Source organism: Bradyrhizobium sp. SSBR45G, assembly GCF_030159255.1.
GTDB lineage: Bacteria > Pseudomonadota > Alphaproteobacteria > Rhizobiales > Xanthobacteraceae > Bradyrhizobium.
Genome location: NZ_BSCT01000016.1, coordinates 1 through 15,507, shown reverse-complemented (window position 1 = coordinate 15,507; position 15,507 = coordinate 1). Strand labels below are relative to the sequence as shown.

The window sequence follows — 15,507 nt, the reverse complement described above, 5'->3', positions numbered from 1 at the left end:
GGCGCAGGGAAGGCCAGGCGCCGACTGACGCCTGCGGCCCGCCTGCTCAAAAAAATGCAGGCGGCAGGTACCACAGGTGCAGCCGGAGCGACCCGGCCTTCCCTGCGCGACGGTTTTCACGCTTATGGCGCGCTCTCCCCGGTGTCCGGCTTGTGAGCCACCGTCGCCAGCGGGATCATCACCCGCGGGCTTGGCGCCAGCATCGGGGCGCCAGGACCACACGCTTTCGCGTCCGCGCCATGCCGTTCGTCCGCGTAGCCAAGCTACGCTGCGGCATGAACACAGCCATCGCATCCCCGCCCCGCGTGTCGTGACGATCGCGCGCAACGCCCCTTCTCGATGGAGCGGGATGGCGGCAATAAAGCACGAATTCGGAAAAAATGAAAGTGGAAGTTTGGGGTGGGAGGCGATTTTTTCTGGATTTCTGAATCGCGCAGCCGCGCTCCATATGCCGCCTTTGATGGATGCTCTGCGATAGTTCGGCATGATCAGCCCCATCGCGCCCGCGGCCGGTGGGCACGTCACGACGCTTGACGCGCCGCTCCTTTGCCCACCCTACAATTCGTGGCACCAATCTCTCAACTAGTACAGAACCGTAGGGTGGGCAAAGGCGCTTCGGGCGATGCGCAGCATCGCACGGAGTGCCGTGCCCACCGTCTTTACTCACCGAACGTACCATCCATTTCCTTGACGTCCCCTCCCCAATCGGGAGCGAGCCAGCCGCGTTCGATGAAGCGATGGAAGCTGCTGTGCGGCCAATCCGAGACACGGGACACATGACCATGTTTGACGGGGTTGAAATGAACGTAGTCGATATGACGTTCGAGATCCGCCTGATTGCGGATGGCATGCTCCCAATAGCGCCGTTGCCAGATTCCCTTCTCGCGTTTTGCCAAGAGGCTTCGTGATTGAGTCTGAGGCTTCAGACCACGAGAGAAGCCGCTCTTGATCATGCTCCAGCGTATCGAGTAGTCGGCATCATTCTCCGGCAAAGCCCAGATCGCGTGGAGATGGTCCGGCAGCACACAGAGTGCGACCGTTTCAAACGGACGACGCTCGCATGCGAGGCGATAGCAGGATTTCAGCCACTCGATCTGTTCCACGAGGAGATGGCTGCTTCGATTCTCTAATACCACCGTGAAGAAGAACAGGCCGCCTTTGATGGATGCTCTGCGATAGTTCGGCATGATCACCCCCATCGCGCCCGCGGCCGGTGGGCACGTCACGGCGCTAGACGCGCCGCTCCTTTGCCCACCCTACAATTCGTGGCACCAGTCTCTCAACTAACAAAGAATCGTAGGGTGGGCAAAGGCACTTTGGATGATGCGCAGCATCGTCCAAAGTGTCGTGCCCACCGCGTCACCACCATTCCCCTCAATGAAAATCCCTCGACCGCGGCAGGATGCGGACGTTGCGGGGGTGGCTGACGCGCTGGGAGGGATTTTCTGGGTGGTCGCGGCGGTCGTCGTTGAGCGGCTCGGCGGGCATCGGGCCGTGGGGCACGGCTGCGCCGAGGCGATCGTCGGAGAGCAGCGCCAGATCGGCGCTGCGATCGATCAGGCGCTCGGCGACGAGATGCACCACCTTCTCGGGGCTGCTCTGGATGCGGCCTTCGACCAGCACGAGGCGCGCGCCCATCACCTCCTTGCGGAAGGTCTCCATCACCTTCGGCCATACCACGATGTTGGCGATCCCGGTCTCGTCCTCCAGCGTCATGAACACCACGCCCTTGGCGCTGCCCGGCCGCTGCCGCACCAGCACCACGCCGGCGCAACGGATACGGCGGCGGTCGTTGGCATGGTTGACGTCGCGGCAGGCCAGCACGCGCTCGGCGGTGAAGCGCCGGCGCAGGAACTCCATCGGGTGGCCCTTCAGGGACAGGCGGATGGTCTGATAGTCCGCGACCACCTGCTCGGGCAGCGGCATCTCCGGCAGGGGCCTGGCACCCTCGTCCGGCTGCTCGCGCGCGGTGGCCGCCTCGAACAGCGGCAGCGGCACGTCGTCGGGCAACCGGCGCACGGCCCAGAGGGCTGCGCGGCGGTCGAGCCCGAGCGAGCGAAACGCATCGGCATCGGCCAGCAGCAGCAGCGCGCGCTTGGGCAGCGCGGTGTCGCGGGCGAAGTCTTCGAGCGAGGTGAAGGGACCGCGCGCGCGGGCCTTGATGATGCGGTCGGCCCAGTCATCGTCGGGGACGTCGTTCTGGAGTGAGTTGTGAGTGTGTTTCTCGTGGTCATTCCAGGACGATGCGACAGCATCGTGCGCTCGCAATGTATCAATATCTTGCGAGTCAGAAACTATTCTCTCCCCGTCGTCATTCCGGGGCGCCCGGAGGGCGAGCTGCGATGCGCAATTGCGCATCGGAGAATCCATACTCCCGATCGTGGTTATGGATTCCGGGCTCGCGCTGCGCGCGCCCCGGAATGACGGTGGGGAGAGAGTTTGCACTTCTAAGAGTGATGTTGTTGAAGCCGCCAACGCCTCTCTTCGCAACTTCTCCGACAATTTCCTGATCCGCTCCTCGTCGCGGTCGATCCAGCGGAAGCCGTCGATCTGGCGGAAGCCGAGGCGGACGGCACAATACTTCCCAGCCGTCTCCTCCAGCGTATTGTCGGCAAAGCTGTGGGACACGTCGATGTTGCGGATCTCGACGCCGTTCTTGTGGGCGTCGCCGACGATCTGCGCCGGTGCGTAGAAGCCCATCGGCTGCGAGTTCAGCAGCGCGCAGCAGAAGGCGTCGGGGTGGAAGCATTTCAGCCAGGACGAGACGTAGACGAGCTGGGCGAAGCTCGCGGCATGGCTTTCCGGGAAGCCGTAGGAGCCAAAACCCTTGATCTGGTCGAAGCAGCTCTTGGCGAAAGCAGGATCGTAGCCGCGCGCGATCATGTTGCCGACCATCTTCTCCTCGTAGGAGCCGATGGTGCCGACGTTGCGGAACGTCGCCATTGCGCGGCGCAGGCCGTTGGCCTCCTCGGGCGAAAACTTCGCGGCCTCGATCGCGATCCGCATCGCCTGCTCCTGGAACAAGGGCACACCGAGCGTCTTGTGCAGCACCTTGTACAGTTCGTCGGCTGGGCCATTCGCCGGCGCCGGATAGCTGACCTTCTCTAGGCCGTTCCGACGACGAAGATAAGGATGCACCATGTCGCCCTGGATCGGCCCGGGCCGGACGATGGCAACCTCGATGACGAGATCATAAAACGTGCGCGGCTTGAGCCGCGGCAGCATGTTCATCTGCGCGCGGCTCTCGACCTGGAATACGCCGAGCGACTCGCCTCGCTGCAGCATCTGGTAGACCTCGTCATCGTCCTTCGATCTGATGTCCGAGAGCACGTAGTGTTTGCCCTTGTGGTCGGCGATCAGGTCGAAACATTTGCGGATGCAGGTCAGCATGCCCAGCGCCAGCACGTCGACCTTCATCATCGACAACGCATCGACGTCGTCCTTGTCCCATTCGATGAAGGTGCGGTCGTCCATCGCGGCGTTGCCGATCGGCACGTAGCTGTCGAGCCGGTCCTGGGTCAGCACGTAGCCGCCGACATGCTGCGACAGATGGCGCGGAAAATTGATCAACTCGGAGGCGAGCTCCACCGCGCGGCGGATCATCGGATTATGGGGATCGAGCCCGGCCTGGCGCACCTGCATGTCGGACAGGCCGTCGCCCCAGCTGCCCCACACGGTGTCGGCGAGCACGGACGTGACGTCCTCGGTCAGCCCCAGCGCCTTGCCGACGTCGCGGATGGCGCTACGCGGACGATAATGGATGACGGTGGCGATGATCGCGGCGCGGTGGCGGCCGTAGCGGCGGTAGACATATTGCATCACCTCCTCGCGCCGCGAATGCTCGAAATCGACGTCGATGTCCGGCGGCTCCAGCCGCTCCTTGGAGATGAAGCGCTCGAACAGGAGATCGATCTTGGTCGGATCGACCGAGGTGATGCCGAGCAAATAGCAGACGGCCGAATTCGCCGCCGAGCCGCGGCCCTGGCACAGGATGCCCTGGCTGCGCGCATAGCGCACGATGTCGTGGACGGTGAGGAAATAATGCGCGTAGTTGAGCTCGGCGATCAGCGCCAGCTCCTTGTTCAGCACGGCCCGGAGCTTGTCGTCGAGGTCATCGCCGAAACAGGCCTTCGCGCCGGCCCAGGTCAGGTCCTCCAGATGGCCCTGCGCGGTCTTGCCGGGCGGCACCGGCTCGTCGGGATATTGGTATTTGAGCTGGTCGAGCGAGAAGATGATGCGGTCAGTGAAGCGGATGGTCTCAGTGATGGCGTCCGGGTGATCGCGGAACAGCCGCGCCATCTCATGTCCGGGCTTGAGGTGTCGCTCGGCATTGGCCTGCAGCCTTCGGCCAATGCTCTCGATCGAGGCCTTCTCGCGGATGCAGGTCAGCACGTCCTGCAGCATCCGCTGCTGCGGATGATGATAGAGCACGTCGTTGGTGGCGATCAGCGGCACCTTGGCTGAAGCAGCGAGGCGCGCCAGCCGCGCCAGCCGGCGCCGGTCGTCGCCGCGATACAGCAGGCTCGCGGCGAGCCACACGCCTTCGGCGGGGCTGGCTTTCAGACGCGCCAGGATTGGGGTGAGGACGGCCTCGTCGAAGCGATGCGGCGGCATCAGCACCAGGAGCTGGCCCTCGATGCAGTCGAACAAATCATCGAAGCTCAGACGGCAGTCGCCCTTCGCGACCTTGTCGGCATCACTGCCGCGCTTGCCGCGGGTGAGCAGCTGGCACAGCCGGCCGTAGGCGGCGCGGTCGCGCGGATAGACCAGGATATCCGGCGTGCCGCAGGTGAAGACCAGCCGCGCGCCGTACAGCAGCTTTGGCTTGTAACTCAGCCGATCATTGCCGAGCTCGCTATAGGCGCGCACGATGCCGGCCAGCGTGTTGTGATCGGCGATGCCGATGGCCTCCAGGCCGTATTCGGCGGCCTGGTGCACATAGTCCTGCGGATGCGAGCCGCCCTGCAGGAACGAGAAATTGGTGGTGACGCCGACCTCGGCATAGCGGACGGAGGTCATGACGAGGCCGCCGCAAATGCTGGGTCGGCGACGATGCGATCCATCCATACAGATGATTTGTTCTGCCGCAGCGGCTTGCACAGGTGCCGTCGTTCCGGGGCGCGCGGAGCTTGAGGCCGACGCATGTCGGCCTCAAGTCGGAGCGCGAGCCCGGAACCCATACCCACAGGGTGCCGTTTGAGGCACGCTGGTGGTGGGCATCTCGCCTCACGACATCGGCCTGTGGTTATGGATTCCGGGCTCATTCGCGCTGCTTCAAAATGGCTTCGCCATTTTGCGCGCGAATGCCCCGGAATGACGGAGTCATTGACACCGAGTTCGTGGCGCGCATCTGGAAGCATCGCCCCTCTGCGATCGCTCGCTGAGATTGCCTTGCCTTTCATGCGAACAGGCCGTGCATGTACCAGGCGGGCTGCACGGGCAGGCCTTCGGGCTGCTCAAGCTCGCGGTCGTAGAGCCCGTCGCGGTAGAGCCAGAAGCGCAGGCCGTGCTCGTCCTCGACGCGGAAATAGTCGCGGGTCAGGCCCTGCCCGTCCGGCCGCCACCATTCCATGGCGACGCGCTCCGGGCCCTCGGCGCGCACGACCGCATGCGCGGCGCGGCGCCAGACGAAGCGTGCGGGCGGGCCGTCCGGCACGCCGGCGATCACTTGAATGGCCTCGGGGCGCGCGAACAGCCGCAGGGGACGCAGCGGCGGCTCGCCCTCGGCGCGCTCGGGCCAGGCGGCCGTGCTGGTGGCCGCCAGATTTTGCTGCGCCGGCAGCGGCAGCGCAGCCCGCTCCGGGATGTGGGTGTCAATAGGCAGATGCACGATGACGCGCTTGCCGCCGATGCGCGCGGCGATGCGGTCGATCAAGGCGGCGAGCTCGTCATTGTCATGGACATGGGCATCGAGATCGCGCTGCTGCTGCACCACGATCTCGCTACGGCTCGCCGACAGCCGGATCATGTCGAAGCCGAAGCCGGGATCGAGCGGATCGTTCAAGGCATCCAGGCGCTCGCGGAACAGGCGGTCGATGACCCCTGCCTCGGTCACCGGCTGGCCGGTGTCGACGGCGATCACGCGCACCAGGCCGTCGGTGCGGAAGAAGCAGGCCTCCAGCCGCCGCGCGCCCTTGCCCTGCTGCGCCATCGCCGCCACCAGCATCGCGGCGAGGCTGGAGAGGCTCGCCGCGATCACCGTGTCGGTCGCGACCGGTTCGGCGAAGCGCTTCTCGACGATGTAGTCCGGCGGGACCTTGCGCGGGCTGATCGGCGCATCGGCCTCGCCCAGCGCCTGCGCCAGCACGCGGGTGAAGGCGGCGCCGAAGCGCGCCGTGATCTCGTTGCGGCCGCGCGCGGCGACGTCGCCGATGGTCTTGAGGCCGGCGCGGCGCAGGCCGAGGGTCACAGCCTCGCTGCCGCCGAGGGCAGCTACCGGCAGCGGCGCCACCGCGGCCGCCTCCTCGCCGTCAGGCACGATGCGACCATGCACCTGCCGGTTCAAGGTGCGCGCGCAGACGGCGTTGGCGGCGATCGCCGCCGACACCGTGAGGCCATGTACGGTCAGCGCGTCGCAGACCGACCGCATCAGTTTTGTTTCGCCGCCGAACAGATGCACGCACCCGGTGATGTCGAGCGCCAGGCCATGCGGCGGGTCGAGCGCCACCAGCGGCGTGAAGCGGTCGCACCAGTCGGCGATGCCCTCCAGCATCTGAGCGTCCGCTGCGAGATCGGCCTCGTGCACGACGAGGTCGGGACAGACGGCGCGGGCGTTCGCCAGGGGCTGGCCGAGCGACACGCCGTGACGCGCCGCGGCCTCGTCGAGCGCATGGATCAGCAGCGCATTGGCGTCCTTGATGACGACGACCTGCGGCTTGCTCTCAGGCGGAGCGCCTGTGAACGCCTGCTGCCTTTTGATGCGCTCGATGGGCAGGCGCGGCAGCCAGAGGCTGAGGATCCGCCGCCGGTTCGCTGAAACGGCACGCATCTGATGTCCACTCCATGATCCATCGTCCGGTCTGGCCGTGACGGTTGCGAATGAGCGCGGCATCGAGGCGCGGCGCGCCCCACGCCATCCAGGCCGGCCCGGGCAGCGACGGCGCGGCGCGCACCACCCAGCGCGTCTCAGCGGTCGACGGCTCAGGGTCAGCGGCGATGCGCAGCAGCAGCGCTGTCACGCCGGACTCCTGCGCCGCCAGAGTCAATTTGCGGCTGGCGACGAGATCGAGCTTTTGCGTCTCGCCCCAGACCTCCAGCATCACGCTGCCCAGCGCATCGCAGGCGAGCGCGTCGGCGGCGGTGCGCAGGGCATGATCGAGGTCGGGCGCGCGCACGATCACCATCCGGCGCGGGTCGAGCCCGAGTTCGGCGAGCCCGCTCATCGACAGCGCGCCCATTTCGCGCTCGGCGAAATCCTGCCGGATCCAGATCAGGGGACGGCGCGCCGCGACACGCGCAGCCAGCCCGCACAGGAAGCCGGTCGCGGCCGCCGCCTGGCGGCCGGTCTCGGCGAACACCTCGTGCAGCGCGCCAGTGGCGAGCCCGCCCTGCAGCGTTGCATCCGCCTCGTCATGGCCCAGCGCGACCCGGCGCAGATCATGTGCGCCATCGGCTACTTCGAGACGGGCGATGCGTCCGCGCAATTGCGCGAGCGTCTCCATGCGTGCGCCGGTCATCCGTCGCCGCTCCTTTCAATCCATCGTGCCGGCTCTGCCGTTCTTTCAGTGATCAGGCAGTGAACCGGCGACGACCTTCTTTGTTCATGATACGTTCTAATATAAAGCTAACGCCGGACGATGAGTCAATCGGGATTGCCCCGGGTGTGATTCAGGCAATGGAATCAAAGGGATTCAAACGCATGGAGCTGTTGCGCAAACTGGAGATCCTGGCCGATGCCGCCAAGTATGACGCGTCCTGCGCCTCCAGCGGTACCGAGATGCGGGATTCCCGCGACGGCAAGGGACTCGGCTCGACCGCGCCCGGCATGGGCATCTGTCATTCCTATGCGCCGGACGGCCGCTGCATCTCGCTGCTGAAAATTCTGCTGACCAACGCCTGCAATTTCGACTGCCTGTATTGCGTCAACCGCGCCTCCTCCAACGTGGCCCGCGCGCGCTTCACGGTCGACGAGGTGGTCAAGCTGACCATCGACTTCTATCGCCGCAACTACATCGAGGGCCTGTTCCTGTCGTCGGGCATCATCCGCAGCCCCGATTACACCATGGAGCAGGTCGTCAGCGTCGCGCGCAAATTGCGCGAGGAGCATCGTTTCCGCGGCTACATTCATCTCAAGACGATTCCCGAAGCCGACGAGGCGCTGATCGCGGAGGCCGGCAAATATGCCGACCGGCTCAGCATCAACATCGAGACGCCGCTGGAGGCGAGCCTGACCAAGCTCGCGCCGGAGAAGGACCAGCGCGCGATCCGCCGCACCATGGGCCGGCTCCGGCTCAAGCTCGACGAGACCGCGGAGGCGAAGAAGACGATGCGCCGGGCCAAGCCGCCGCGCTTCGCCCCCGCAGGCCAGAGCACGCAGATGATCGTCGGCGCCGACGAAGCCAACGACCGTGTCATCCTGTCGACCTCGGCCAATCTCTACGGCGCCTACAAGCTCAAGCGGGTGTATTACTCGGCCTTCAGCCCGATCCCCGACGCCAGCCGCGCGCTGCCGCTGCAGGCGCCGCCTTTGGTGCGCGAGCACCGGCTGTACCAGGCCGACTGGCTGATGCGGTTCTACGGCTTTGACGCCGACGAGATCGTCGAGGAGAGCGAGGGCATGCTGCCGCTCGACATCGACCCGAAGCTCGCCTGGGCGCTGCGCCACCGCGACCGCTTCCCGCTCGACATCAACAAAGCGAGCCGCGAGGAGCTGTTGCGCGTGCCCGGCTTCGGCACCCGCACGGTGCAGCGCATCCTCTCGACCCGCCGCACCGCCACGATCCGCTTTGCGGACCTCGCCCAGCTGAACGTCATCAGGAACAAGGCGCTGCCGTTCATCGTTCTCTCCGACCACCGGCCGTCACCGTCCCTGCTCGACGGCGCCAGCCTCAGAGCCCGGCTGCAGCCGAAACCGCAGCAGCTGGGATTTGGATTCTAACAAGGTCGTCATTGCGAGGAGCCGAAGGCGACGAAGCAATCCAGGGGCGACGCGATGACTCTGGATTGCTTCGTCGCTTCGCTCCTCGCAATGACGAGAGAGGTGAAATGCACGTCGTAACCCTCGACAGCGACACTGATTTCGATGGCTGGCGCAAGGCGGCGCGGGCGCTGGCGATGAACGACGTCAAGCCCGCCGATGTGTCATGGCGGGTGAAGGGGGCGGCGGCTGATCTGTTCGACGAACAGTCAGAGACACGGCCGCCCGAGGTGCCGAAAGGCGCGTTCTCCGTGCCGGCGAGCTTCATGGAGCTCGCCGAGAGCGCGATCCTGCACAATGATCCCAACCGCTTCGCGCTGCTCTATCGGCTGCTGTGGCGTCTCCGCACCAACCACGACCTCATGGACATCGCGACCGATCCCGATGTCGCCCAGGCCAACGCGCTCGCCCGCGCCGTGCGCCGCGACGTCCACAAGATGCACGCCTTCGTCCGCTTCCGCGAGGTCGGCCGCGAGCGCGAGGCGCGCTATGTCGCCTGGTTCGAGCCGGAGCATCACATCGTCGCACGCGCCGCGCCGTTCTTCGCCCGCCGCTTCGCCGACATGCCCTGGTCGATCCTGACGCCGGAGCTATCAGCGCATTGGGACGGCAGCCACGTCTCGTTCACGCCGGGTGTGAGCAAGGCTGAAGCGCCAACTGAAGACCGGCTCGAAGAGGTGTGGCTGCGCTATTACGCCAGCATTTTCAATCCAGCGCGGCTGAAAGTGAAGGCGATGGAAAAGGAGATGCCGAAGAAATATTGGCAGAACCTGCCCGAGGCGAAGCTGATCCAGCCGCTGATCGCGGCCGCCAGCCGGCGCACCACCGAGATGATCGCCGAGCCCGGCACCGAGCCGCACAAGCCGCAGAAACGGATCGAGGAGACCGTGATGACGCGCAAGCCGAGGGACGACGCGCCCGCCGCTGCTGAGACCTCACGTGACGTCGCCGCGAGCGATCTTGAGACCTTGCGTGAAGAAGCCGCCGGCTGTCGCGCCTGCCCGCTGTGGAAGGATGCCACGCAGACCGTGTTCGGCGAAGGCCCTGACCATGCGCCGCTGATGCTCGTCGGCGAGCAGCCCGGCGACAAGGAGGATCTCGCCGGCCATCCCTTCGTCGGCCCGGCCGGCCAGATGCTCGACCGCGCGCTTGCCGAGGCCGGCATCGACCGGTCCAAGGTCTACGTCACCAATGCGGTGAAGCATTTCAAGTTCGTTCCCCGCGGCAAGATCCGGCTGCACCAGAAGCCGGGCACGCCGGAGATCAAGGCCTGCCGCCCCTGGTACGAGCGCGAGCTCGCCGCTATCAGGCCCGCTCTGGTCGTGGCGATGGGCGCCACCGCGGCGCAGGCAGTGTTCGGCAGGATCACGCAGGTCACCAAGAACCGCGGCCACATCGTCGACCTGCCCGACGGGCCCAAGGCGATGATCACGGTGCACCCGTCCTATCTGCTGCGGCTGCCCGACGCCGAGGCCAAGGCGCGGGAGTATCAGCTGTTCGTGGAGGACCTGAAGATCGCCGCCGCCGCGCTCAAGCGCGCGCAGGCGGCGTGAGATCGCGCTGCTCCGCAAACGCCGCGGCACGGTCCAATTTCGTCCATCCTCTCGCCCCGACAATGCAACCATGAGCTGATCGAGATCGTCCGCACGCGGCGAGGTCTGGTGATGCTTGATCTTGGCAACCGCGTTCGGCATTCAGGATGCTGATGGGGAACGCGCGGGCCGTGGCCGCGTGCGAGGTGGAGGCCGAAGGCCTTGGGGGCGATGACGGACGATCAACCGGCGGCAAGCCAGACAACCACTCCCTCGCACGATTTCAAGCCGGGCGATCATCGCACCACCGAATTCCTCGAACGGCGCAGCGTCCTGCCGCGGATCTTTCTCGGCCTGATCGTGGCGGCCGCTATCGCCGGCGGCAGCATCTATTGGCTGAGGCCCGACTGGGCGGCCCCCGTCGACCAGATCCTCCAGACGTTTCGAACGCCTGTCACCGCCGACCTCGGCAGGCCCGCTCCGGCCGACGCCGCAAGGACGGAAAGCCGGTTCGTCGGCCTCTATCAGCGCTACCGGATCAGCCCGCTGGCGTCGGACATCGAAAACGGCGCCAAGCTCAGCGCGCTGCTGGCCACGCTGCAGAAGGAGCCGTGCGACTCCCGCGCTGCCTTCCAGGCCTCTCTCGCGCTCGAGGAGCGCCATGAGATGCGCGGGGCGGCCGACCTGCTGAGCGGCTTTGCCGACAACTGCCCGGAAAGCAGTGGCGAGCGTTATCGCGCCAGCGAGCTGTATTATCTGCTCGGCGACTACGACAAGGCGATCAAGCTGAGCACCGACCTAATCGATCATCAGCCGGATGCGCAGCGTCCCTATTTCGTCCGCGCCCGCTCCGAGCAGGCGTTGAAGCGCTACGCTGCGGCAATCGACGACTACACGACGCTGATCCGCCTGCTGCCTGATACCAAATCCGTAGTCTCCGAGGTGTTCACGCGGATGTCGGACAGCTACGAGAAGCTCGACCGCCCCTGCGAGGCGATCGGCCCGATCCAGACCTATATCGCCCTGGACAGCGAGAAACGGTCGACCCAGCCGCTGCTGCGCCGCATCGCCGCGCTGGCTGCCAAGGGCAACTGCACCCAGGCCTATGCCACCGGAACGGCGCGGATCCCGCGCCGCTCCAACGGCGTCTCCACCGCCAAGGTGCAGATCAACGGCATCACCGGCACCTTCATCGTCGACACCGGCGCGAGCTTCGTCACCCTCACCCGCAGCTTCGCCGACAGGGCGAAGCCGCAGATGTTCAGGACCGAGCCGGTCGAAATGCAGACCGCCAACGGCACCACCTCAGCCAATCTGGCGACCGTGGACAGCGTCAAGCTGGCCGGCGTCTCGGCGTCCAGCGTCCCCACGATCATCGCCAGCAAGAGCATCGGCGATGGCGTCGACGGCCTGCTCGGCATGTCGTTCCTGAGCCGGTTCACGGTCGTGATCTCGGACCGCGAGATCCAGCTCAAGGCGAAGACGCTGAACGAGTAGCGGCGGCTCAGGCCGCCAGCGTGTTCTCCACCACCTTGATGAAGAACGAGGTGCCGTAGACGATCGCCTCGTCGTTGAAATTATAGGCGGGGTGATGCAGGCCCGCCGAGTCGCCATTGCCGACGAAAATGAAGGCGCCGGGGCGGGCTTCGAGCATGTAGGCGAAATCCTCGCCGCCCATCATCGGCGGCATCTCGTGGACGTTGGCATCGCCCGCGACCTCCTTGGCGGCGCGGATGGCAATCTCGGTCTGCTCGGCGTGGTTGACCACCACGGGATAGCCGCGGGTGTAGCTCAGATCGATCTTGGCCCCGGTCATCTGCGCGACGCCGGTCACGACCTCGCGGACGCGCTTCTCCATCAGCTCGCGCACCTTGGGAGTCAGCGTGCGCACCGTGCCGCGCAGCACCGCGCTCTGCGGGATCACGTTGCGGGCATTGCCGGCGTGGAATTCGCAGATCGAGAGCACCGCGGCCTCCAGCGGATCGACGTTGCGCGCGACGATCTGCTGCAGCGCCGTTACGAGCTGGGCGCCGACCATGAGGGAGTCGATGCAATTGTGCGGCTTGGCGGCGTGGCCACCATGGCCCTCGATCGTGATGTCGACCGAGTCCGTCGAGGCCATCAGCGGCCCCTGGCGGATCGCGAACGCGCCGACCGGGAGGCCCGGGCCGTTGTGCATGCCGTAGACCTGGTCGATCTTGAAGCGGTCGATCAGGCCGTCCTTGATCATCGCGTCCGCACCGCCGCCGCCCTCCTCGGCCGGCTGGAAGATCACGGCGACCTCGCCGGCGAAGTTGCGGGTCTCGGCGAGATAGCGCGCGGCGCCCAGCAGCATCGCCGTGTGGCCGTCATGGCCGCAGGCATGCATCAGGCCCGGGGTCTTCGAAGCATAGGGCAGCCCGGTCGCCTCCTCGATCGGCAGCGCATCCATGTCGGCGCGCAGCCCGAGCACCTTGACCTCGCCATGGCCGGGCTTGCGGCCCTTGATGACGCCGACCACGCCGGTCTTGCCGAGACCCGTCGCAACTTCGTCACAGCCGAACTCGCGCAGCCGATCGGCGACGAACGCCGCGGTCCGGTGCACGTCGTAGAGCAGCTCGGGATGCGAATGGATATCCCGCCGCCAGGCCTGGATATCGGGCTGCAGATCGGCGACGCGGTTGACGATGGGCATGGGGACTCTCGGAGCTCCAGAAGGAAATTTGAGCCGTTTTAGCATGCAAAAGTCGCACCGCCCAAGTTATCGGCAGGATCTGGGCTGCGCCTGTCTCATGGCTCGGTCAAGCAGCCATGAACGTGGCGCTTGTCCGTGGTGCGCCCGGCTGACTAAAAGCCTCCCAACGACGGGAAGGGAATGCCGATGGCGCGACAGCTCGAGGGCGATTACGACTATATCGTGGTGGGCGCCGGCACCGCCGGCTGCATCCTCGCCAACCGCCTGTCGGCCGATCCGAAGAGCCGCGTCCTGATCCTGGAGGCCGGCGGCAACGACAATTGGATCTGGTTCCATATTCCGGTCGGCTACCTCTTCGCGATCGGCAATCCGCGCTCCGACTGGATGTTTCGCACCGAGGCCGAGCCCGGCCTCAACGGCCGCTCGCTGGCCTACCCCCGCGGCAAGGTGATCGGCGGCAGCTCGGCGATCAACGCCATGATCTCGATGCGCGGCCAGGCCGCGGATTATGACCATTGGCGGCAACTGGGTCTCTCCGGCTGGTCCTATTCCGACGTGCTGCCGGTGTTCCGGAAGCTGGAGGACCACTTCCTCGGCGAGAGCGAGCATCATGGCGTCGGTGGCGGCTGGCGGATCGAGGCACCCCGGCTGTCCTGGGCGGTGCTGGATGCGGTCGGCGACGCCGCGGAGCAGATGGGCATCCGCCGCATCCCGGATTTCAATACCGGCGACAATGAAGGCATCAGCTATTTCCACGTCAACCAGAAGCGCGGCCGGCGCTGGTCCTCCGCGCGGGGCTTCCTCAAGCCGGCCCTGAACCGGCCGAACCTGCGGCTCGAAACCAACGTCCTGGTCGATCGCCTGATCGTCGAGAACGGCCGCGCCATTGGCGTGCGCTTTCAGCAGAATGGCGAGACCATCGAGGCCCGCACCAAGGGCGAGGTGATCCTGAGCGCCGGCTCGATCGGCTCGGTGCAGGTGCTGCAGCGCTCCGGCATCGGCCCTTCGGACTGGCTCAGCGAGCTCGGCATTGACGTTGTCATCGACAGGCCGGGCGTGGGACGCAACCTGCAGGACCATCTGCAGCAGCGCGCGATCTACAAGGTCACGGGCGTGAAGACGCTCAACGAGACCTACTACTCGCTGGTGCGCCGTGGCCTGATGGGCTTGGACTACGCCTTCCGCCGCAGGGGACCACTGACCATGGCGCCGTCGCAACTCGGCATCTTCACCCGCTCGGATGCGACGCGCGACCGCGCCAACATCCAGTTCCACGTGCAGCCGCTGTCGCTCGACAAGTTCGGCGATCCCTTGCATCGTTTCCCGGCGATCACCGTCAGCGCCTGCAACCTGCGCCCGACCTCGCGCGGCACCGTGCGCATCCGCTCGCCGAAGATCGATGAAGCGCCGTCGATCGGACCGAACTATCTCGCCACCACTGATGACCGCCAAGTCGCGGCCGACGCGATCCGGGTGACGCGCCGGCTGATGAAGCAGAGCGCGCTGGCAGCGTATCGACCGGAGGAATATCTCCCCGGCCCGTCCGTCGGCGACGACGATGCGGCGCTCGCCAAGGCGGCCGGCGATATCGGCACCACGATCTTCCATCCCGTCGGCACGGCGAAGATGGGCACATCAGACGATCCGATGGCCGTCGTCGACGAGCGCCTCCGCTTCCGCGGCCTCGACCGCCTGCGCATCGCCGACGCCTCGATCATGCCGACGATCACCTCGGGCAACACCAACACGCCGACGGCGATGATTGCCGAGAAGGCGGCGGTGATGATCCTGGAGGATGGGCGTTAGCCAGGCGCTCACGTCAAACACCCAGCTCTGCCGTCATTGCGAGCGAAGCGAAGCAATCCAGAGTCCCGTCCCGACTCTGGATTGCTTCGTCGCCTTTGGCTCCTCGCAATGACGCCAGTTGGTGAGCGACGCGTTGCTAATTGACAGGATCGTAGGGTGGGCAAAGCGCCGCCGCGGGCGGCGCGTGCCCACCGTCTCTCGGCGTTCTCGCAAGCCCATGGTGGGCACGGCGCGCGCGAGTTCCAGTGAAGCGGCCGACGTCATGGGCGCGCCTTTGCCCACCCTACGGACTGAGCGATACAGAGCCCTCTCCCCTTGCGGGCTACCGTATTCACACATCGATATTGAATACGGGAAGA

At 66.1% G+C, this 15,507-nt stretch carries 9 protein-coding genes; 4 read left to right on the top strand and 5 right to left on the bottom strand.

Annotation, left to right across the window (positions count from 1 at the left end):
- Positions 1-659: 659 nt before the first annotated feature.
- The 4 genes from QQL87_RS19120 to QQL87_RS19105 form a co-directional block, all read right to left on the bottom strand.
- Positions 660-1,187, bottom strand: coding sequence for an REP-associated tyrosine transposase (locus QQL87_RS19120; RefSeq protein ID WP_284418868.1), 528 nt, complete (start codon positions 1,185-1,187; stop codon positions 660-662).
- Positions 1,188-1,374: 187 nt separating this feature from the next.
- Positions 1,375-5,019, bottom strand: coding sequence for an error-prone DNA polymerase (locus tag QQL87_RS19115; protein ID WP_284418867.1), 3,645 nt, complete (start codon positions 5,017-5,019; stop codon positions 1,375-1,377).
- A gap of 379 nt (positions 5,020-5,398) precedes the next feature.
- Entirely contained in the window at positions 5,399-6,988 is a 1,590-nt protein-coding gene (locus tag QQL87_RS19110) for a Y-family DNA polymerase (protein WP_284418866.1), read from the bottom strand.
- Positions 6,882-7,676, bottom strand: coding sequence for an ImuA family protein (locus tag QQL87_RS19105; protein WP_284418865.1), 795 nt, complete (start codon positions 7,674-7,676; stop codon positions 6,882-6,884). Before QQL87_RS19105 ends, QQL87_RS19110 begins: the two co-directional genes overlap by 107 nt.
- A gap of 182 nt (positions 7,677-7,858) precedes the next feature.
- Here QQL87_RS19105 and QQL87_RS19100 point away from each other — a divergent pair, with 182 nt between their 5' ends.
- The 3 genes from QQL87_RS19100 (at position 7,859) to QQL87_RS19090 (ending at position 12,165) form a co-directional block, all read left to right on the top strand.
- On the top strand, positions 7,859-9,097 hold the full coding sequence (locus QQL87_RS19100) for a putative DNA modification/repair radical SAM protein (protein WP_284418864.1): 1,239 nt from the start codon (positions 7,859-7,861) through the stop codon (positions 9,095-9,097).
- A 107-nt stretch (positions 9,098-9,204) separates the two neighbouring features.
- The gene (locus QQL87_RS19095) at positions 9,205-10,689 is read left to right on the top strand and encodes a UdgX family uracil-DNA binding protein (protein ID WP_284418863.1); all 1,485 of its coding nucleotides are present in this window, start codon (positions 9,205-9,207) and stop codon (positions 10,687-10,689) included.
- Between the two features lie 210 nt (positions 10,690-10,899).
- Positions 10,900-12,165, top strand: coding sequence for a TIGR02281 family clan AA aspartic protease (locus tag QQL87_RS19090; protein WP_284418862.1), 1,266 nt, complete (start codon positions 10,900-10,902; stop codon positions 12,163-12,165).
- Positions 12,166-12,172: 7 nt separating this feature from the next.
- Here QQL87_RS19090 and QQL87_RS19085 read toward each other — a convergent pair whose 3' ends face one another.
- Positions 12,173-13,342 carry a M20 aminoacylase family protein gene (locus QQL87_RS19085; protein ID WP_284418861.1) on the bottom strand — a complete coding sequence of 390 codons (1,170 nt, stop codon included), beginning with the start codon at positions 13,340-13,342 and terminating at the stop codon, positions 12,173-12,175.
- 186 nt (positions 13,343-13,528) lie between these two features.
- On the opposite strand from QQL87_RS19085, the gene QQL87_RS19080 reads away from it, so the two are divergent.
- On the top strand, positions 13,529-15,148 hold the full coding sequence (locus tag QQL87_RS19080; protein ID WP_284418860.1) for a GMC family oxidoreductase: 1,620 nt from the start codon (positions 13,529-13,531) through the stop codon (positions 15,146-15,148).
- The last annotated feature ends 359 nt before the right edge of the window (positions 15,149-15,507 follow it).